Raw genomic sequence first — 20,670 nt, 5'->3', positions numbered from 1 at the left:
TATCGCGATGCACACGCCGATCCCCGTGGTCCCGTCATGTTCGACGGGCTGAGCCTTCCGCTTCTACTGGCGATCTTCGCCGCGGCGGGGCTGGTGATCCTGCTGTGCGGGACGCGGCTTACCGGCATCGCCGACCGGCTGGCCGATACGACCGGGCTGGGCGAGGCGCTGGTGGGCGGCATCCTGCTGGGTGCCGCGACCTCGCTGCCCGGGCTGGTCGCCTCTGTCACCGCGGCGCTCGACGGCCATCCCGCCATCGCGGCCTCGAACGCGGCGGGCGGGATCGCGGCGCAGACCCTGTTCCTGGTCCTCGCCGACCTCGTCTACCGCCGCGCGAATCTAGAGCATGCGGCGGCCGATCAGAACAACCTCCTCTCCGCGGCGCTGCTCGTCATCATGCTGGCGCTGGCGCTCGGCGGCGCGTTCGGGCCGGAGGTTGCGGTCGGGGGCGTGCACCCCGTCTCCATCCTCCTGATTGGGGTCTATGTCGTGGGGACCCGGCGCGCGGTCCTGCTCCGCGACGCACCGATGTGGCAGCCGCGGCGGACGACCGAGACGCGGGAGGACGAGCCCGAGGATGACGGGACGGCGGAGCAGCCCCTGGTGCCGCTGCTGCTGCAGTTCGCGGCGCTCGGCGTCGTCGTGGCGGTCGCGGGCTGGCTGCTGGCGAAGACCGGTGTCCAGATCGCGGGCCGGGCCGGTGTCGGCGAGACCGTCGTGGGCGGCCTGATGATCGCGCTCGTCACCTCACTGCCGGAGCTCGTGACCACCCTCGCTGCCGTTCGGCGCGGGGCGCTACAACTCGCGGTGGGTGGGATCATCGGCGGGAACACGTTCGACGCGCTGTTCCTGAGTTTCGCCGACATCGCGTACCGGCCCGGGTCGATCTACCACGCGATCGGGGCGGGCGACCTCTTCATCATCGTGACGGGGCTTTGCATGACCGGCGTGCTGCTCTTCGGCTTGATCGTGCGGGACCGGCGCGGTATCGGGCTGGAAGGCGGGGTGATGCTGGCGCTTTACGCCGCGATGGTCTGGGTGCAGTTCGCTTAGGCTGTGCGTTGCTGCTGGGAAATGCTCAGTTCCCCACCGCACCCGAATAGAACAGCCGCCCCAGCCCCACGGTGAAGACGATGCCGCCCGCGAGAGCGTGCATGATGACGGCGGTCCAGAAGCTGCCGCGCCGGTGATAGGCCCAGGCGAAGGCGAGGCCGCCGCAGAAGGTCATGCCGAGCACGACCGGATCGCGATACATCAGGTGCGCGAGCGAGAAGAGGGCGGCGTTTACCCAGATCAAGCCCGCCTCCGGAAAGAGGTGGCCGTACCGGCGGAAGAAGAGCGGGCGGAAGATTACCTCCTGCGGCAGGGCGGAGACGAAGGGGTAGAAGAGCAGGATCGTGAGCCAGAGCTGCGGCAGGTTCTGCGGCAGGAAGAAGAGCATCTCCGGCATCAGCCACAGCGTCATCGCGGTGGCCACGACCACGGTCGCGAGGGTGAAGAGCGCCGTGGCGCGCCAATCGATGCCGCCCTTGCCGAGCTCCGACCAGCTGAAGCCGGGCGTCACGTGCAACAGGACGAGGCCCGCGCCCGTGGTCACGCCGAGCACCGTCCACATGGCGGTCGGTGGCAGAGCGAGCGCCAGCAGCAGCGGCACGCCGCCGAACAGCACGATGAGCTCCGCCCAGAGCCGTGCGCGTCTTCCGTCGATGGTGCCGATCATGCCGTGCCTCCGTCCCGACCGCGATGTGGGCGCGCGCCGCGCCGCTGGCAAGAGCGGGGTCGGCTCAGTTCACGCCCCGCACGTCGATCATGTCGACGGTCAACAGGCCCGAGAGCACGACGGTGCAGATGATGGTGGTCAGGATCGCGGCCCAGATGGTGGTGATGATGACCTTGCGCTTCATCTTGGGCTCGGCCGGGGCGCCCGCGGGCGTGCCGGGGACCACGTTGCCGTCCTCCTCCTGCGAGCGCTGGCCGATCGGCAGCACGACGAAGAGGGTGAGGAACCACATCACCGCGAAGACGACGAGGATGGAGGTGATGCTCATGCCTGCTCCAGCTCCACCAGCGTGCCGGTGAAGTCCTTGGGGTGGAGGAAGAGCACGGGCTTGCCGTGGGCGCCGATCTTCGGTTCGCCATTGCCCAGCACGCGGGCGCCCTCGGCCTTCAGCTTGTCCCGGGCGGCGAGGATGTCGTCGACCTCGTAGCAGATGTGGTGGATGCCGCCCGAGGGGTTCTTGTCGAGGAAGCCCTGGATCGGGGAGCCCTCGCCCAGCGGGTAAAGGAGCTCGATTTTCGTGTTGGGCAGTGTGATGAAGACCACCGTGACACCGTGATCGGGCTCCTCCTGCGGGGCGCCGACATCCGCGCCGAGGGTGTCGCGATACTGGGCCGTCGCGGCCTCGAGATCCGGGACGGCGATGGCGACGTGGTTGAGGCGTCCGATCATGCTGGGGCTCTCCTTCATACGTTCGGGATGTTGTATGCAGCGCCCGCCGCGATGGGAAGGGGCGGGGCCTGCGACACCGTCTCCGACCCGCTGCGTTCTGTCGCGGTCCGAGGCGAAGTCTCGGGAAGCGCAAGCGAAAACTTGCCTATGACGAGGCGTCGGACCTCAGAAAACGCAACTTTCGACGCAATGAAGAACATAAAATTCTACTCAAGGTAGAAAAGACCGGAATCGTGCGCTACCGATTGTCTCCGGGTCGTACGCGTGCGGGGGCACATAGCGACGGTCCGTTGGGATGATTTTGGGAGGGACGGATCATGGTTACGACCATTTCCGGCACCGACGGCTGGGATCGCGCGATCCTCGGCAGCGGTGCCCAGACTGCTATCATGGGTAAAGGCAACGATCGCATCATCTCCTACGGGGATGCGGGCGAGCCCGATCCGGCACAGACCGAGGGTGCGGAGGGGCGCATCTATCCGGCGGTGCCGGACGGCGAGGCCAACGACACGCTCACGGGCGGCGAAGGCGGCGACCGCTTCGAGTTCGTGGCGCTCTTGAACGCGACACCAGAGGTGCTGGCCGAGCACACGAACTCCTCCGGCAACGTCAACTGGAAGAGCGTGGCCGGCGAGAACGACAACGTCCACGACCACTGGGTCGAGGGCTTCGGCAACGACGTCATCACCGACTACTCCAAGGACGAGGGCGACAAGATCGTCGTGCGCGGCCACACGGTGGAGATCGCGGACGTGACCTACGGCTCGGATGACGGGGGCGACTTCTCCCTGATCACCGTGCGCTCGCAGCAGGGCAATGGCGGGGCCGGTGGCGCCAACACCGAGACCGGCGCCCATGACGAGGATCCGCTCGGCACCATCAAGGTCTATGGCGACCGGGTGAACGAGGGCGATATCGAGGTGCAAGCCGCCAACGTCTTCGACGGCATCGACCGGCTGGAGCAGGCGGATCTGCTGGCGAACAACAATGCCGGCAGCACCATCGAGGTCTTCTCCAACACCGACGGGGCGAGCTACTACGGCCTGCTCGCCAAGCAGACCGACGATGTCGAGATCGGGATGGGCGCGCAGGTGGTGAACACCGGCGGCGGCAACGACCGGATCTACAGCTTCTCCGACGGAGGCGAGCCCGATCCGGCACAGACCGACGGTGCGGATGGCCGCGTGAACCCTGCGGTGCCCGATGGCGCTGCGGACGACGTGCTGTCCGGTGGCCAGGGCAAGGACGTGTTCAACTTCCGCCTCCTGCTCAACGCCAAGGAGGAGATCCTCGAGAAGCACACCCGCGACGACGGCACCGTGAACTGGCGCAAGGTTGCGGGCGAGAACGACAACGTGCACGACCACTGGGTGGAGGGGATCGGCAACGACGTGATCCTCGACTACTCCAACCAGGATGGCGACAAGATCGACATTCGCGGGCACACCGTCGAGATTGCCGACATCACCTATGGTGAGGACGAGGGCGGGGACTACTCCCTCATCACCCTGCGCTCCCAGCAGGGCGACGGGGCCAATGGTGGCGAGAACACCGCGAACGGCGCCCATGACGAGGATCCACTCGGCACCATCAAGGTCTATGGCGACCGGGTCGAGGAAGACGACATCAATGTGAAGGCCAACGTCTTCTACGGTGTCGATGACCTCGAGGAGATCGCGGCGGCCGAAGCCGACGCGCCGGCGGACAACGAGGCGCCGGACAACTCCCCGATCCAGTGGGGGGCCGAGAACCCCGAGGCGATCGACCTCACCTTCACCGGGACCAGCAAGGGCGATCACATCAAGGCCGGCAGCGGCTCCCAGACGATCCTGGGCGGCAATGGCGGCGACCGGATCACGGTCTACGGCGATGCGGGCGAGCCCGACCCGGCGCAGACCGACGGGGCCGAGGGCCGGATCTACCCCGCCCTCTCCGCCGATGCGTCCGACGACGTGGTCAGCGGTGGCGACGGCAAGGACAAGTTCGAGTTCGTCGCCCTTCTGAACGCCACCGCCGAGGTGATCGCGCAGCACACCAATTCCAGCGGTTCGATCAACTGGCGCGGTGTGGCCGGCGAGAACGACAACGTCCACGACCACTGGGTCGAGGGCTTCGGCAGTGACACGATCCTCGACTACTCCAAGGACGATGGCGACAAGATCATCGTGCGCGGCCACACGGTCGAGATCGCCGATGTCACCTACGGCACCGACGATGGCGGGGACTACTCGCTGATCGAGGTGCGGTCCCAGCAGGGCAATGGCGGTGCGGGCGGTGCCAACACCGAGACCGGCGCCCACGACGAGGACTCGCTCGGCACGATCAAGGTCTATGGCGACCGGGTCGAGGAGGACGACATCACGGTGCAGGCCGCCAACGTCTTCGACGGGGTGGACAAGCTGCAGGAGGCCGACCGCCTCGCCGACTACAACGGCGGTGTGCAGGAGATCAGCTCCGAAACCGATGGTGAGGAGGTCATCTCCGCCCCCGAGGATATCGAGACCAACGACCGGATCGAGATCTCCTGGGGCGCGCAGACGGTCGATGCAGGCGCGGGCCGCGACAGCATCCGCATCTACTCCGATGCGGGCGAGCCCGACCCGGCGCAGACCGACGGGGCCGACGGCCGCGTCAACCCGGCCGTCGATCCGGCGACCACGGATGACGTGATCTCCGGCGGGCAGGGGAAGGACACCTTCACCTTCAACATGCTGCTGAACGCCAAGGAGGAGATCCTGGCCAAGCACACCCGCGACGACGGCACCATCAACTGGCGCAAGGTCGCGGGTGAGAACGACAATGTCCACGACCACTGGGTCGAGGGGATCGGCAACGACACGATCCTCGACTACTCCAACCAGGACGGGGACAAGATCGTTCTGCGCGGCCACACGGTCGAGATCGCGGGCATCACCTATGGCGAGGACGAGGGCGGGGACTACTCCCTGATCGAGATCCGCTCGCAGCAGGGTGACGGGGCCAACGGTGGCGAGAACACCGCCAACGGCGCCCACGACGAGGATCCGCTCGGCACGGTCAAGGTCTACGGTGACCGGGTCGAGGAGGACGACATCACGGTTCAGGCCGGTGGCGTCTTCGACGGGATCGATCTGATCTCGCCCTACAACGGCACGCCCGATCCTGATCCGGACCCCGATCCCGTCGATCCGGACCCCGTGGACCCGGATCCCGCACCCACGGCCACGCTGCGCTTCTTCCTCTACGACGCGCGCACGGACGAGGTGATCTCCGAGATCACGGACGGGGCCACCATCGCGCTGGGCGATGCGGATCCGACGCAGCTCTCCATCGTCGCGGTGCCGGAAGGTGCGGACGTGGAAAGCGTCAGGCTCGACCTCAACGGCGAAGGCCGCGTCGAGAACATGGTGCCCTACGCGCTCTTCGGCGATCCGAATGGCGGCGGGGATCTCAACGGCGGCGAGATCGCGGTTGGTGCGAACACCATCACCGCGACCGCCTACGAGGAGAACGGTGCGGCCGGCGATGCGCTTGGCACCGCCAGCATCTCCTTCACGCTGGAGGCCGAGGGCACCTCGCCCGACGAGGGCGATGGTGGCGACGGTGAGCCCACCGATCCCGCACCGGGCTCGGAGCTGCGCTTCTTCCTGCACGACGCGACGACCGACGAGGTCATCGCCGAGATCACGGAAGGGGCCACCATCTCCATCGGCGATGCGGATCCGTCGCAGCTCTCCATCGTGGCCATCACGGACGACGCGGATGTGGAAAGCATCCGCTTCGATCTGGACGGCGACGGTGGCCGGGTCGAGAACCTGCTGCCCTACGCGCTCTTCGGGGATGCGAATGGCGGCGGCGACCTGAACGGGGGCCAGATCTCGGTCGGCGCGCACACGATCAGTGCGACGGCCTACGATCAGAACCTCGGCGAGGGTGAGGTGCTCGACTCCGCCACGCTCTCCTTCACGCTCGAAGCGTCGGGCACCGCGGACGACACCGGAAGCGGCACGAAGGTCGAGGCCGAGGACATGACCCTCGACGGCTTCGTGGTCGAGCAGCAGGACGGCGTCGCCTCCGGCGACGCGGTCGCTTCGCTGCTCGGTGGCGGGAACACCGGTACGGCCAGCTTTGCCTTCGACGGAGAGAGCGGGACCTACGACATGGACCTGACCTACTTCGACGAGAACGACGGTCAGGGCACGGTGCGTATCCTCGTCAACGACACGGTGCTGGAGGAGATCATCCTCGACGCCGATCTCTGCGGCGGCACGCCGAACGAGCGCAACAAGGTGGTCCACCGCCTTGAGGACATCGCGCTCGCTGCCGGTGACGAGGTGACGATCGAGGCGAGCCGCGACGACGAGGAGTTCGTGCGGATCGACAGCGTCGAACTCTTCGCCTGATCGGGCTTCATATCGAGAGAGGGAGCGCCGCGGCTTGCGGCGCTCCTTTTCGTTTGGGGGTGGCTCCTGTCGCGGTGCGAACGCCGAATTGCCCTTCTGCCCGGCTGATAGGCCGGGCCGCGCCCGACCTCCCCCCGGAGGGCGCGTTGGCGATGTCCTCCACTGAATGAGGGACATGGATGCTTGAGGGCGCGGACTGATCAATTCCGTCCCGAAAGCGCCCTCCAGGTCGGGCGCGGCCCTCAGCGCTTCGAAACAAAAAAAAGACCGCCCCGAAGGGCGGCCCAGGTTGCGGATCGGGATCCGGTCAGGCGATCAGCGCATCCGTCTCGAAGGTCAGCGTCTGCTCCGCGATCAGCTCGCCGCGGCCACCGTCCTCGGAATAGGCGCGGATCGTGAGCTCCTGCGGGCCGTCGCCCAGCGTGCCGCCGCGATAGTCGCCCTCGATGTCGCCGAAGAGCGCGTAGGGGGAGAAGCTCTCCACCTGCGTGCGGCCACCGTTGAGGCTGAGCGCGATGCTCTCGACCTCGGCATTGTCGGTGAAGACCGCGAGCGACTGCGCGCCGGTATCGATGCCGCTGAGGTCGATCATGTCGCCCTCCTCGATCTCCTCTACCAGCGTGTCGCTGCCCGCATCGACGAGGTGGATGGTGAAGGGGCTCGGCCCCGTCCCGCTGTCCACGGCCTCCTCCACCGCGGTGAAGGCGACGGTGCGGGTGGCGAGCGTCTGCCCGTTCGCCCCCAGAACCGTGACGGCCACGGAGTGGTCGCCGGGCTCCAGCGTCCGCCCGGTGATGTCGTCGCCGATATCACCGAACAGCGCATAGGGCGCCATCCCCTCGGTGCGCGTCGCCCCGTCGTCGAGGGTGAGGCGCACGCGGGTGGCCTCGCCGCTCTCGGGCACGGCCTCGACGCTGAACTGGCCGTCGGTGAGGGCGGAGATGTCGACCTCCATCCCGTCGGCGAGCTCCCCGATGCGCTCGTCCGTGACCGGGTCGAGCAGGTAGAGCGTGATCGCCTCGTCGCCGCCGGGATCGGGCTGCGGATCGGGATCGGGATCGGGTTGGGGATCCGGGTCGGGCGCGGGTGCCGCCTCGACCGTCACGTCCACGATCGCGGTGTCCGTATTCCCCTGCCCGTCGCTGACCGTGTAGCGGAACGCGTCGTCGCCGGAGAAGCCCGCAGCGGGCTTGTAGACCACCGTGCCGCCCTCGATCACCGCCGTGCCGTTGGCGGGCGCGGTGACGTCGGTGATGGTGAGCGGGTCGCCGTCCGCATCCGTGTCGTTGTCGAGCACGTCGATGCGCACCGTTCCGCCCGCATCCACCGTCGCCGCGTCGCGATCGGCTTCGGGCGCTGCATTGGGCGGCGGAGCGTCGGCGGCGGTGAAGCTCACCGTCGTCTCGCCCAGCCGCGTGCCGCTGCCATTGGCGCCGGAGAAGAAGGCGACGGTGACGGTGTGATCGCCCGCCGTCAGCGTCTCCCCTTCGAAGTCGCCGTTCGTGTCGCCGAAGAGCGCGTAGGGCGCCACGTTCTCCGTCTGCGAGGACCCGTTATAGGTGAGGCGCGCGCTGCCCACCGCGCCGCTGTCCGCCACCGCCTCGATGCTGAATGCGCCGGTCGACAGCTCCGAGAGATCCACCGTACCGCCGGGCGTGATCGTGCCCACCCGCTCGTCCGTCGCGGCGTCCACGAGGTAGAGCGTGATGTCCGCGTCGCCCGTGGGCGGTGGCGTCGGGTTGTCCGGCGTGTCGGGCACGTCCGGCGGCGTCGCCCCGTCCACCAGCGGCGAGGTCGGGGCGTTGTGATCCCGGCTGAACCCGTCCTTCTGGATGTGGATCTCGTCGAGGCCCGCCTGGCGCGAGCGGCCCGAGATGCCCAGCGTGAACACGCCGTCATTGGCGTCGATCATCGCCTGCGTCACCTCGAAGGTCGACGGGCTCTTCTGGTGGTTCACGTCGTAGGTGGTGCCCCACTGGAAGGTCTCGCGCGCTCCGGAGAAGAAGACCTTCTTCCAGCCCGTGTCCTCGAACTGGACGAAGAAGTCGTTGTTGCGGTCGCCAGGCTCGCCGGTCTCGGGCCGGATGGAGCGGAGCGAGATATAGTAGGTGCCGGGCTCATCCACGGTGAACTGGTACTCCAGCGGGGCGGTCTGCGGCTGCCCGGCATTGGAGCCGTTGAAGAAGTCGTTGCCGGTCCACAACATCACGCCGTCGCCCTTGCCGCCGAGATCCGTCGTCAGGTCCCAGTTCGCGTTGGCGCCGTTGTTCTCGTAGACGAAGGTGCCAGCCTCGGCCTGCATCACGACGCGGCCGTCCTGCATCTCGAAAACCGGGTCGCCGGCGGGCTGCGGATCGGGGTCGGGATCAGGCTGCGGGTCGGGATCCGGGTCCGGCGCGCCGACGCCCGGATCGCCCGGCAGCTCGGAATTGCGCAGGAACAGCACCCAGTCCTTGCCGCCATCCTCCGGCGCGCCGCCGAGCTGGCGGACCGCTCCGCCCTCGACGGTGCCGTCGGCGATCAGGTCGCCGCCCTCGCGCGGGTTGTACCAGAAGACGTCGAAGGTCTCGCCGCCGTGGCCGTTGAGGTTGAGCTGCACGTTGCCCGCCTCGCCATAGGGCAGGTAGACGACGTAGTACTCACCGTCCTTCGCCATGACGAAGTCGTCGTTGTCGGAGGTGAGCTCGTCCTTCTCCTCCATCTCCCAGAACGGGATGTGGGTGTTGAAGAAGTCGGTGGCCGCCGCGGTCCACGTCCACAGCGAGGTGTGCTGGTCGAAGAAGTCGATGTTCTGGTCGAACGAATGCCCGTTCGACTGCTTAATGTACCAGTTCCCGCCGGAGCCGCCGACGGTCAGCGTGCCCCAGAACTCCTCGCGCAACGCACGCTCGTTGGTGCTGTCGGGGTTGTTGGAGCCGGGGTCGATGATGGCGTTGCCGCCCGACGCCTCGTCCCAGGTCATGACCCAGGGGTCGCCAGCGGCCGCCGACTTCTCGAGGAACTCCTGGAACTTCTCCCGCGTGCCGTCGGCTGGGCCGGTCTGCAGCGATGGCCCGTCGAAGTCCTCGAAGCCGGTGAGGTTGTTGTACTTGCCGGTGTCGCCTGGGAACGTGTGCATCGTGACGAGGTGATCGTACCCGTCCACGGCCTTCAGGTAGGACGCCATGTCCTTAACCTGCTGGTTCGTGTTGGTGTTCTCTTCCCCGATGTTCCACTGGATGCCGTTGTTGTGGCCGTAGCGGGCGACCATCTCGCGCATGTAGATCATCCGCTCGACGCTGAGGGAGGAGCCGTCCGCGCTGGTGCCGCCGTCGAGGAGCTGGTCGTTCTCCGTCTCCTGCAACAGCACGTTTTTGTAGATCCCCTTCTCGTCCATGTGATCGAAGAGGATGCCCCACTGGTCGAGCTTCGAGACGTCGTAGACGGAAGTGATGTCGGGGTCGAGGTTGCGGGTGTTCTTGCCGAGCTCGTTGAGGTCCGTCGCCGCCCACGGCCAGATGTCCTGCCCGTCGCCCGCCGCGGTCAGGGTCATGACATAGATCGTGTTCTGGCCCTGCTCCTCAAGGTAGTTGATGGTGCCGAGCAGCCCCTGGCCCTTGCCGCCGTCCCAGGTCGGATCGCCCGCGTTGAAGTCGTCGAGGTGGGAGGCGTAGTCGTGCCGCCCGGTCGGCGTGTTGTCGATGTCCTGGGAGGCGAGAAAGTTCTCCGGCACGCCCGGGCCGCCGCGCACGAAGTAGTCGCCGTCGCCCTGGTGCTGGAGGTAATGCGTGCCCTCATCCTGGAGCAGCATGCCCTTCGCGCGGAAGTCCTCGCCGGTCTTGTCGGTCTCGGTGACGGCGACCGTTCCGGTCTCGCCGTCGAGATAGGTTACGGGTTGACCCGCGTTCGGCGCGTCCTCGTAAGGCGTGGCCGCGATGTCGTTGCCCTCGCGGAAGGAGACCTCGTAGGTCCAGTCGCCGGCCTCGGGCGGGTTGAAGTTGACGCGCCAGATGTTGCCTTCGGTCGCGCCCGTGTTGGCTGCATCGCCGTCCGCGGCGAAGTAGCCCGGCACGGTGATCGTCGTGCCCGTCGCGGCGTTGGTGAAGGTCACGTCGAGGCGGTGGTCACGGAACGTGCTCGCCTCCTCACGGAAGGTCTCGGGCACCTCGAAATCGAGCGTTACCTTGTGCCACGTCTTCTGCTCACCGGAAATGGTTGCCATGTTTCATCCCCCATATGGCGTGCGGCGCGCGCGATCCCGCCCCAGGGATGCTGCGTACCGGCGGGTCCATCATGAGGGATGAGCTCTATAAGTCCATGAGAATTATTCTGCCGATTTAGGAACGTACTGGAAACGTATTGTTCAATACTATTCGCGAGTGCTGTAGCGTCGCTTTTTTATTAAAAGTGTGTGGCTTCAGTTCTGAGCGACAATACGGCTCTGTTGTCTCCAGTCGTCACGCTGTCAGACGATGATTACAACTTGAAGTTGTGTCGTCATGTTTCTTGAACAGCCCGACGCCCCTTGAACGGCAACAACGGAAACCGGCTTGATCTCAACGCGTTGTCGGGAGCAAGGTCGCTCGAAACCTGTCGTAACCGCCGCACAGCAACCCATCAGTGGCCGTCACGCCCACAAAGCGCCCTATGTCGGCGAGTTCATGCCGCCGGGGACAGCAGCCGAAGCAGCAGCGCGAGGTGGGAGGCCTTCACCTTGTCCACCGGATAGCGCTCCTCCAGATCCTCGAAGCTCGCGAACATCTGGCGTTGCAGCGACAGGTCCACCGCGGGGCTGAAGATGAGGTATTCCAGCCCGAGGCAGTCGAGCCGCGCGAACTCGCCGCTCTCCATCCCGGCGGCGAGGATGCCGGCCATCGCCTCGTGCATCTCCTCGATGAATGTGTCGTGGAAGGTCTTGCCCATGGACGGGATCAGCCGCGCCGTCTCCGCCAGCGTTGGCGACATGCGGCCCGCCTGGGATTCCGTCAGCGCGGCATAAACGACGTCGAGCGCGCGGCTGAGCTTTTCTGTCGCAGGCAGGGCGCTGTCGCGGATGTCCCGCAGCGCTGCGGTGTAGTCCTGATAACCGCGGCTCACGCAGGCGACGAAGAGTGCCTCCTTGCTGGGAAAGTGATGATAAATCGAGGCTTTCTGCACGCCGACCGCCTCCGCCACCTTGCTCATCGAGGTCGCCGCATAGCCCGACGCCACGAAGAGCTCGGTAGCCCGTTCGAGGATTTCGTCCCGCCGCGAGGACAGCGTGTTTCGATCATGCGCCATTGAAGAGTGACCAGCGTTCTCTAAATTGCCTACCGATCGGTCGGTTGACCGCAAACAGACATATGTCAGGAGAGGTCATGATACGAGCCCCCCGCGCAACAGGTGCCTTCGTCGCGGCCCTTCTGGCGATCACGTCGCCCGCGCTGGCGCAGGAGGAGGCCGCACCCGAGGCCGAAACGCTGCGCCCCGTGCGCCTGATCCAGCCGGAGCAGGCGGGCGCGACGCTCTCCCGCAGCTTCTTCGGCCGGATCGTGGCGCGGGAAACGGTGGACCTCTCCTTCGAGGTCAGCGGCAAGCTGCAGATCCTGGAGGCGACGGAAGGCGATCAGGTGGTCGAGGGCGATGTGCTCGCCCAGCTCGATCTCGCCCCGTTCGAGCGGGCGGTGGAGCGGGCGGAGCTGTCCCTCCTGCAGGCCGAGCGGGACGCGGAGCGGGCCAACGCGCTCGCCCGCAGCAACGCGACCTCCCGCGTGCAGGCCGACGATGCGGAGACGGCACGCGACCTCGCCGAGGTGGCCCTGCGCGAGGCGCGCGACAACCTGGAGGACGCGACGATCCGGGCGCCGTTCACCGGGCTCGTCGCCTCGCGCATCGCCGCGAATTTCTCCAACGTCACGGCCGGTCAGCCGATCCTGCGCCTGCACGACATGTCCCAGGTGCGTGTCGAGATCGACGTGCCCGAGCGGCTGGTCCAGCGGGTCGGCAACCCGCAGCGCATCGATTTCTCCGCCAGCCTGCCCGCCATCGGGGGCGACGTGCCGCTGGAACTTGTGGAGTTCCAGGCCGAGACCACCGCGATCGGGCAGAGCTACACGGTGACCCTCGTGCTGCCGCCGGTGCGCCTCGCCTCGATGCTGGTACCGGGCTCCTCGGTCACCGTGACGGCGACGCTGCCGGGCGCTGATGACGGCCTGAGCCTGCCGGCCTCCGCCGTTCTGTCGGGCCCCGACCGGGGCGCCGCCGTCCTCGCCTTCGAGCCCGCGGGGGCGGAGGAAGGCACGCTGCGCCGCGTCGCGGTGGACATCCGGTCCGAGACGGGCACCGAGTTCGTCGTCGATGGGCTGCCGCAAGGGGCCGAGATCGTGGGCGCCGGCGCGCATCTGTTGCGCGATGGCCAGGCGGTCCGCCGCTACAACGGCCTGACGGTCGAGGAGGAGTAACCCCATGCAGATCGCCCGTCTCTCCATCGAGAAGCCGCTCTACACGTGGCTGTTGATGCTCTTCTGCCTGTTCGGCGGAGCGGCAGGCTATCTGGCCGTCGGTAAGCTCGAGGATCCGGTCTTCACGCTGAAATCGGCGCTCGTCATCACGCCCTATCCGGGGGCGACAGCCTCGGAGGTCGCGATCGAGGTCTCCGAAGTGCTGGAGAGCGAGATCCAGAACATGGACGAGGTCGACACCGTGACCTCGCGCAACACGCCGGGCCTCTCCGTCATCGAGGTGGAGATCAAGGACCAGTACGACGGGACCGAGCTGCCGCAGGTCTGGGACGACCTGCGCGACCGGGTGGCCGACGCGCAGCCCGACCTGCCGCAGGGCGCGATGGCGCCGGTCATCAACGACAATTTCGGCGACGTCTACGGCATCTACTATTCGGTGACCGCCGAGGGCTTCACCGACTCCGAGGTCTGGGACATCGCCAACTACATCCGGCGGGAGATGCTCGCCGTGGACGGCGTGGCGGATGTGGAGCTGCGCGGCCTGCCGGAAGAGGCGATCTTCATCGAGCCGTCGACGCAGACGCTCGTCAATCTCGGCGTGCCGCCGAGCGTGATCCTGGATGCGGTCGGCAACGCCGATGTCATCGCGCCCACCGGTACCGCCGACAACGGTCCGCGCGACCTGCGCATCGATGCGCCGGAGGGCGACGATACGGTCAGCGAGGTCGGCGCGCTTTCGTTCGGCGTGGGCGGCGAGGTTCTGAACCTCGCCGATGTCGCACAGGTCTATCGCGACCGCGTGGACGATCCCGAGCATGTCATCCACCACAACGGCGTGCGGGCCTTCACCCTCGGCATCGCGGGTCTGACGTCCGAGAACATCGTGACGGTCGGTGAGCGGGTGGAGGAGCGCTTGACTGAGATCGAGCCGGTGCTGCCCGTTGGCGTGGAGCTTCTGCCGATCTACGAACAGCACGTGGTGGTGGACGAGGCCAACGGCTCCTTCGTCATGAGTCTCGCGCTCTCGGTGTCGGTGGTGATCGGCGTACTCGCCCTCTTCATGGGCTGGCGCGCGGCGGTCGTGGTGGGCGCGTCGCTGCTGCTGACGGTCAGCTTCACCTTCTTCTTCATGTTCCTCTTCGACATCAAGGTGGAGCGGATCAGCCTCGGTGCGCTCATTATCGCGATGGGCATGCTGGTCGACAACGCCATCGTGGTCGCCGAGAGCATGCAGATCCAGATGCGCAAGGGCCGCAAGGCGGTGGAAGCCGCGGCGGAGGCCGCGCGGCGCACGCAGGTCCCGCTGCTCGGCGCCACGATCATCGGGATCATGGCCTTCGCGGGGATCGGGCTCAGCCCCGACGCGTCGGGCGAGTTCCTGTTCTCGCTCTTCGCCGTGATCGGGATCTCGCTGCTCCTGTCCTGGCTGCTCGCGATCACGGTGACGCCGCTTCTGGGCAGCTACTTCTTCAAGACGAGCGGCGGGGCGGAGGACAATCCCTACGACACCCGCTTCTTCCGGGCCTACGGTCTGCTTCTGCGCGGGGCACTGCGCATGCGCTGGCTGGTCATCATGGCGCTGATCGGCGGCACGGTGGCGTGCTTCGCGGCCTTCGGAATGGTGCGCCAGCAGTTCTTCCCGCCCGCGGACACGCCGATCTTCTACCTCAACTACAAGGCGGCGCAGGGCACGCGCATCGATGAGACGGTGTCCGACCTTGCGGTCATCGAGGACTGGTTGCTGGAGCGGGACGACGTGGTGGCGGTGACGTCGAGCGCGGGGCAGGGCCTCACCCGGTTCCTGCTGACCTATACGCCGGAGCAGCCGGACCCGTCCTACGGGCAACTCGTGATCCGCGCGACGAGCTCCGAGGCGATCCCGGCGCTGCGCGACGACCTCGCGGCCTTCGCCATCAACGCCGTGCCGTGGGCGGAGACGCGGGTCGAGCAGATCATCTACGGCCCGGCGACGGGTGCGGATGTGGAGGCGCGCTTCTCTGGCCCCGATCCGGACGTGCTGCGGGCCATCGCGGACGAGGCGCAGTTGATCCTCGAGACCGAGACGGCCGTGCTGCAGACCGAGCGGTCCGACTGGCGACAGCGCGAGTTCGTCACCCGTCCGATCTTCGCCACCGAGCGGGCTCAGGCGCTGGGTGTGGAGCGGACCGATGTGGCCCAGGCTACGGCGCTCGCCACCGACGGGATCCGCGCGGGCACCTATCGCGAGCGCGACCGGCTGATCCCGATGATCGTGCGCACGCCGCGCGGCGACACGACCGCGGACGGCCAGATCCTCGACCAGGTGATCTATTCGGATGCGAGCGGCGACTACACCGCGCTCGACCAGGTGATCGACGGCTTCGACGTGGTCGCACGCGACACGCTGATCGAGCGGCGCGACCGCGTGCCCACGGTCAGCGTCCAGGCCTTCACCGTGCCAGGCGTGCTGGCCCCCGAAGCGTTCGGTCAGGTCCGCGGTGCGATCGAGGCGATCGAGCTGCCGCCGGGCTACCGTCTGGAATGGGGCGGCGAATACGAAAGCTCCACGGAGGCGCAGATGAGCCTCGGTCAGCAGATGCCGCTCTCCTTCGGGGTGATGCTGCTGATCACCGTGCTGCTCTTCGGCAAGCTGCGGCAGACGGCCGTGATCTGGACCATCGTGCCGATGGCGGTGAACGGGGTGGCGCTGGGGCTGCTCTTCACCGGGTTGCCGTTCAGCTTCACCGCGCTGCTAGGTCTGCTCAGCCTGTCGGGCATGCTGATCAAGAACGCCATCGTGCTGGTGGAGGAAATCGACGCGCAGAAGGACGAGGAGGGGCTGCCGCAGTCCGAGGCCATCGTCACCGCCTCGGTCAGCCGTCTACGGCCGGTGGTGCTGGCGGCGGCGACGACGATCCTCGGCATGGTGCCGCTGCTCGCCGACAGCTTCTTCGCCTCGATGGCGGTGACGATCATGGCGGGCCTCGGCTTTGCCTCGATCCTCACGCTGGTCGGGGTGCCGGTGCTCTACCACACCTACCTACGCAAGGAGCGCCGGGCCGAGAAAGAGGCCCGGAACGCCGAGGCCGCGGACGCGCCGACCTTCGAGGAGGAGACGCGCATCGCCGCCCAGTAGGCGGCGGTGCGATCAGTCGAGTTCCTGCACCGGGGCGGCGAAACGATAGCCGCGGGCCCAGACCGTCTGGATGTAGGTCGGCTCCTTCGGGTCCTGCTCCAGCTTGCGCCGCAGCTTGCTGACCAGCGCGTCGACCGAGCGGTCGGAGCTGCCGCGCACCCCCATGGTGGCTGCGAGGATGTCGCGCCGGATGATCTGATGCGGCTGGCGCAGGAAGGTGAGCAGCAGGCTGAGCTCGGAGGCCGACAGATGCTCCGTCCGCCCGCCGCCGCGGCTCATCTCCCGCCGGATTGTGTCGAGCTGCCACTCGCCGAAGCGGTAGCGCAGGGCCATGCCCTTGTCCCCGACCCGGCTGGGGCGGACGCGCAGGGCGTTCTTCACCCGGGCGACGAGCTCCAGCATGTGGAACGGCTTGCCGATATAGTCGCTGGCGCCGAGCTCCAGCGCCTGGACCTGCCGCGGCACGTCGGCCCGGCGCGACAGCACGATGACGCTGACACCGGCGCCCTCGACGAGCCACTGGGTCAGCACCAGCCCCTCGTCACCGGGCTGGTCGGCCTCCAGCAATGTCAGATCGAAATGCCGCGTCGAGACAAGGTCCCGGGCCTGGTTGGCGCATTTCGCGGTTTCCACCGCGAAGCCATGGCGCGACAGCTCATGCGAGATTTCCTGACGCGTTGCCGCGTCTTCATCGACGATCAGTACACTAGCGGACATGGATCCCCACCCATCCCTGCGGCGCGACCATCTTAGTGCGGTGACGGTCTTCGCCGGCAACTCAATCACTTCAACATTGATTAGAATTTGCTGCAGTTATGCGTAGGGCGCCACAGTCAAAACTTGACAAGTGGTTGATGGAAAAAGCTTGTGTCTTTGGGGTGACGCTGCGTTAACGTCTTAAGACTCTACTTAAGATTGTGTTGCGTCTTCTGGCGCCAAGCGGGACAGGGCGTTCAACAGTTTTGTCTGCTCGTCTCTCGACAGGTCCGACAGCATCTCCTGTTCGACGGCGACATGTGCGGCAACCAGCCGGTCGGCGAGTTCGAACCCCTCTTCGGTGAGGGAGATCCGCACGCCGCGGCGGTCGGCGGGGTCCGGGGCGCGCCGCAAGAGCCCGCGTGATTCCAGCCGGTCGAGGCGCGCGGTCATCGCGCCGCTCGACAGCATCATGTCGGCGGCCATGGCCCCGGGCGACATGCTCTGCCCCGCACCCTGCCGGCGGAGCGTCAGCAACACGTCGAGCCCGGCGAAGTCGAGCCCGAAGTGGTCGAGATTGTCCTGAAGCCCCGCCATCAGCCGCCGCCCGGCGCGCCAGACCGCCCCGCAGACGATCATGCAGAGCGGGTCGAGGTCGGGCCGCTCGCGCCGCCACTGCTGATCGATACTGTTCAGGTCGGGCTGTTGCATCGGGGGCCTCCATCTCTCTCGATGAAAAGTATCTTGATGTCGAGATAATATATCCCATCTGAAGGCCTGACGGAAGAGAGGGGAGATCGTGATGAGCACCAGCAATCCATCGGGTAGTCTGACGGCCCTCCTGTCCCTGCTCGCGGCCGGGGCCTGCCTTGGCGCCTCCACGACGCTGGCGCGCGTGGCCGGCGACCTCGGCCTCGCGCCGCTGCCCTTCCTCGCCTGGTCGATCGTGGGCGCCGCGGCGATGTTGATGGCGCTCGCCTGGCGGCGCGGGGCGTTGCCGCCGGTGACGCGGCGCACGGCGGTCTACTTCGCCATCGCGGCCTTCGTGACGGTGGCGGGCTCGAACCTGATCTTCTTCTCCGCCGTGCCGCAGGTCGGCGTGGGTTTCGTCTCGCTCACCATCACCCTCCCGCCGCTGCTGACCTATCTGGGCGCGCTCGCTTTCGGGCTGGAGCGGTTCCAGCCGATGCGCGCGGCGGGCGTGGCGGCGGCGCTGGCGGGTGCGGGCGTGCTGGCCTTCGAGAAGCTTGCCGCCCCCGATGCGGCGGTGGGCTGGGTCCTGCTGAGCCTGCTCGGCCCCGTACTACTGGCCATCGGCAACCTCTACCGCACCATGCGCTGGCCGCCGGGGTTGCGTCCGTCCGAGCTTGCGCCCGGCATGATGGTCGCGGCCGCCGTGATGCTGCTCCTCGCCGGTCTGCTGCCGGGCTTTACCCTGCGGCTGCCGGAGGCGTGGGTGGCGCCGCTGGGTTTGATCGTCGTGCAGGCCGCGATCTTCACCGCGCAGTTCCTGCTGCTTTTCGTGCTGCAGCGGACGGGCGGGCCGGTGCTGCTGAGCCTGCTCGGCGCGGTCGGGGCCATCGTCGCCGTGCCCGCGGCGATCCTGCTGCTGGGCGAGGCGCCGCCGGGTGGCCTCGCCCTCGGCGCGGGGCTCATCGCTGCGGGGATTGCGCTGGTCTCGCTCGGCGGACGCAGGGCGAGCGCCTAGCCCATGGCCGAGGGCAGCGCCGTCACGATCCCCGGAAAGATCGTGATGAGCGCCAGCCCCAACAGGAGCAGCAGGAAGAAGGGCAGGGCGGCCCGCGCCACCCGCAGGATGTTCACCCCGGTCAGCCCCTGGATGACGAAGAGGTTGAAGCCGACCGGCGGCGTGATCTGGCTCATCTCCACTACGATAACGAGGTAGATGCCGAACCAGAGCGGATCGATCCCGACCGCCTGCACCATCGGCAGGATGATCGAGGTCGTGAGCACCACCACCGAGATCCCGTCGAGAAAGCAGCCCAGCACCACGAAGAACACCGTCAGCACGGCGAGGAGCGCGTAGGGCGACAGGCCGAACTCGCCGATCCAGGCGGCGAGGTTGCGGGGCAGGCCGGTGAAGCCCATGGAGATCGAAAGGAACGCCGCCCCGATCAGGATGAAGGCGATCATGCAGGAGGTGCGCGTGGCACCCATTAGGGCCGCCATGAACTCCGCCCGCCCGAACCCGCCGGAGAGTGTCGCTAAGATCAGCGAGAGCACCACGCCGAGGGCCGCCGCATCCGTGGGTGACGCGACGCCGGTATAGATCGAGCCGATCACGCCGCCGATCAGCAGGATCACCGGGATCAGCCGGCGCGAGGCGCGCAGCCGCGCCATCAGCGGCTCCCGCGGCGGGGCGGGCGGGATCAGGTCGGGATCGAGCCACGCGCGCACCGCGACGTAGCCCGCAAAAAGCCCCACCAGCATCAGCCCCGGCAGGATGCCCGCCACGAAGAGCCGCGCGATGCTCTGCTCGGTCGCCACACCGTAGACGATGAGGATGATCGAGGGCGGGATCAGGAGGCCCAGCGTGGCCGAGCCCGCCAGCGTGCCGAGCACCAGCCGCTCCGGATACCCCCGCGACGACAGCTCCGGCACGCTCATCTTGCCCACCGTGGCCGCCGTCGCGGCCGAGGAACCCGAGACCGCGGCGAAGATCGCGCACCCGATGACGTTCACATGCAGAAGTCGCCCCGGTGCGCGGCCCAGCCAAGGTGCCAGGCCGGAGAACATGTCCTGGCTGAGCCGCGAGCGCAGCAGGACCTCTCCCATCAGGATGAAGAGCGGCAGGGCGGCCAGCGCCCAGCTATGCGAGTGCCCCCAGATCGTCGTCGCCATCACCAGCCCCGCATCCGGGTTCGCGAAGAAGGTGATTGCGACGAACGCCGTCATCATGAGCGCCAGCGCGACCCAGGTGCCAAGCGCAAGCAGCCCGAGCAGCAGGCCCAGCAGGATCAGCGCGGTGAGCGGGTCGGACATGGGTTAGGCCTTGGGCGCGGGCCGGAGGCGTGCGCCTCCGGCGGGGATATTGGAAGAAGAGAGAGCGGGGCCGTCACTCCTGCGGCGTCTCGTCGATCAGGACGGGGCGGCGGGCCGTGAGGGACTCGATCAGTGTGTGGACGAGGGCGAGGGTCAGGAGCGCGAGGCCGATCAGGACCGGCATCTGCGGGATCCAGAGCGGGATCGCGACGATCCCGGTCGACATGTCGCCGTAGCGCAGGCTCTCCTCGATCAGCAGCGCGAAGTAGAAGGTCGCGTAGGCCGCGAGCGCGCCCGCAAGCGCGAGGACCGCCAGCTCCGCCGCCCAGGTCGCCCGCCGGGGCAGGCGGCCGGTGATCAGCGTCACCCGGATATGCCCGCCGCGCCGCAGGGTATGGGCGAGGGCGAGGAACGATGCGGCGGCTAGCGCGAAGCCCGCGAAATCGGCGTAGGACGGGATGGTGAAGGACAGCCCCGGCCCGCCGAGCCGCGCGAGGATGTTGAGCCCGATCTGCGCCGAGACCACGGCGCAGATGCCGACGATCGCCAGGGCGGCGAGCGCCCCGGCCAGGTCGTAGAGGCGGTCGAGCGCGCGACCCATCGCGC

14 protein-coding genes are annotated in these 20,670 nt (G+C 67.6%); 5 read left to right on the top strand and 9 right to left on the bottom strand.

Annotation, left to right across the window (positions count from 1 at the left end; all coding sequences use genetic code 11):
• Positions 1 to 36 precede the first annotated feature (36 nt).
• Positions 37 to 1,053 (top strand): sodium:calcium antiporter, encoded by a 1,017-nt coding sequence (locus I0K15_RS03690; protein WP_196104083.1) that lies wholly within the window; start codon positions 37 to 39, stop codon positions 1,051 to 1,053.
• Positions 1,054 to 1,078: 25 nt separating this feature from the next.
• Here I0K15_RS03690 and I0K15_RS03685 read toward each other — a convergent pair whose 3' ends face one another.
• From I0K15_RS03685 to mce, 3 genes are all read right to left on the bottom strand, one after another.
• On the bottom strand, positions 1,079 to 1,720 hold the full coding sequence (locus tag I0K15_RS03685; protein WP_196104082.1) for a CPBP family intramembrane glutamic endopeptidase: 642 nt from the start codon (positions 1,718 to 1,720) through the stop codon (positions 1,079 to 1,081).
• Positions 1,721 to 1,784: 64 nt separating this feature from the next.
• Positions 1,785 to 2,048 carry a DUF1467 family protein gene (locus I0K15_RS03680; protein ID WP_196104081.1) on the bottom strand — a complete coding sequence of 88 codons (264 nt, stop codon included), beginning with the start codon at positions 2,046 to 2,048 and terminating at the stop codon, positions 1,785 to 1,787.
• Positions 2,045 to 2,449: a methylmalonyl-CoA epimerase gene (gene mce, locus I0K15_RS03675; RefSeq protein WP_196104080.1), complete on the bottom strand. Its 405-nt coding sequence runs from the start codon at positions 2,447 to 2,449 to the stop codon at positions 2,045 to 2,047. The genes I0K15_RS03680 and mce overlap by 4 nt, the downstream gene beginning before the upstream one ends.
• 317 nt (positions 2,450 to 2,766) lie before the next feature.
• Between mce and I0K15_RS03670 the strand changes: the two genes are divergently transcribed.
• Positions 2,767 to 6,831 (top strand): carbohydrate-binding protein, encoded by a 4,065-nt coding sequence (locus I0K15_RS03670; RefSeq protein ID WP_196104079.1) that lies wholly within the window; start codon positions 2,767 to 2,769, stop codon positions 6,829 to 6,831.
• A 307-nt stretch (positions 6,832 to 7,138) separates the two neighbouring features.
• On the opposite strand, the gene I0K15_RS03665 is transcribed toward I0K15_RS03670, so the two are convergent.
• Together I0K15_RS03665 and I0K15_RS03660 are read right to left on the bottom strand one after the other, a co-directional pair.
• A complete protein-coding gene (locus I0K15_RS03665) occupies positions 7,139 to 11,032 on the bottom strand; it encodes an Ig-like domain-containing protein (protein ID WP_196104078.1) in 3,894 nt (1,297 codons plus the stop codon).
• A 437-nt stretch (positions 11,033 to 11,469) separates the two neighbouring features.
• A complete protein-coding gene (locus I0K15_RS03660; protein WP_196104077.1) occupies positions 11,470 to 12,090 on the bottom strand; it encodes a TetR/AcrR family transcriptional regulator in 621 nt (206 codons plus the stop codon).
• A gap of 77 nt (positions 12,091 to 12,167) precedes the next feature.
• On the opposite strand from I0K15_RS03660, the gene I0K15_RS03655 reads away from it, so the two are divergent.
• Both I0K15_RS03655 and I0K15_RS03650 read left to right on the top strand, forming a co-directional pair.
• Positions 12,168 to 13,250 carry an efflux RND transporter periplasmic adaptor subunit gene (locus tag I0K15_RS03655; RefSeq protein WP_196104076.1) on the top strand — a complete coding sequence of 361 codons (1,083 nt, stop codon included), beginning with the start codon at positions 12,168 to 12,170 and terminating at the stop codon, positions 13,248 to 13,250.
• Between the two features lie 4 nt (positions 13,251 to 13,254).
• Entirely contained in the window at positions 13,255 to 16,365 is a 3,111-nt protein-coding gene (locus I0K15_RS03650; protein WP_196104075.1) for an efflux RND transporter permease subunit, read from the top strand.
• A 12-nt stretch (positions 16,366 to 16,377) separates the two neighbouring features.
• Here the strand turns inward: I0K15_RS03650 and I0K15_RS03645 are convergent, their stop codons facing one another.
• Both I0K15_RS03645 and I0K15_RS03640 read right to left on the bottom strand, forming a co-directional pair.
• Positions 16,378 to 17,082 carry a response regulator transcription factor gene (locus tag I0K15_RS03645; protein ID WP_196104074.1) on the bottom strand — a complete coding sequence of 235 codons (705 nt, stop codon included), beginning with the start codon at positions 17,080 to 17,082 and terminating at the stop codon, positions 16,378 to 16,380.
• 192 nt (positions 17,083 to 17,274) lie between these two features.
• Positions 17,275 to 17,772, bottom strand: a complete 498-nt coding sequence (locus tag I0K15_RS03640) for a MarR family winged helix-turn-helix transcriptional regulator (protein WP_196104073.1) — start codon at positions 17,770 to 17,772, stop codon at positions 17,275 to 17,277.
• 91 nt (positions 17,773 to 17,863) lie between these two features.
• On the opposite strand from I0K15_RS03640, the gene I0K15_RS03635 reads away from it, so the two are divergent.
• Positions 17,864 to 18,769: a DMT family transporter gene (locus I0K15_RS03635; protein WP_196104072.1), complete on the top strand. Its 906-nt coding sequence runs from the start codon at positions 17,864 to 17,866 to the stop codon at positions 18,767 to 18,769.
• Here the strand turns inward: I0K15_RS03635 and I0K15_RS03630 are convergent.
• Together I0K15_RS03630 and I0K15_RS03625 are read right to left on the bottom strand one after the other, a co-directional pair.
• Entirely contained in the window at positions 18,766 to 20,064 is a 1,299-nt protein-coding gene (locus I0K15_RS03630) for a TRAP transporter large permease (RefSeq protein ID WP_196104071.1), read from the bottom strand. The genes I0K15_RS03635 and I0K15_RS03630 overlap by 4 nt on opposite strands.
• 73 nt (positions 20,065 to 20,137) lie before the next feature.
• Positions 20,138 to 20,665, bottom strand: coding sequence for a TRAP transporter small permease (locus I0K15_RS03625; RefSeq protein ID WP_196104070.1), 528 nt, complete (start codon positions 20,663 to 20,665; stop codon positions 20,138 to 20,140).
• Positions 20,666 to 20,670 lie beyond the last annotated feature (5 nt).

It is taken from the genome of Pontivivens ytuae, from assembly GCF_015679265.1.
GTDB classification, from domain to species: domain Bacteria; phylum Pseudomonadota; class Alphaproteobacteria; order Rhodobacterales; family Rhodobacteraceae; genus Pontivivens; species Pontivivens ytuae.
This window is presented reverse-complemented; position numbering and strand designations above follow the sequence as displayed.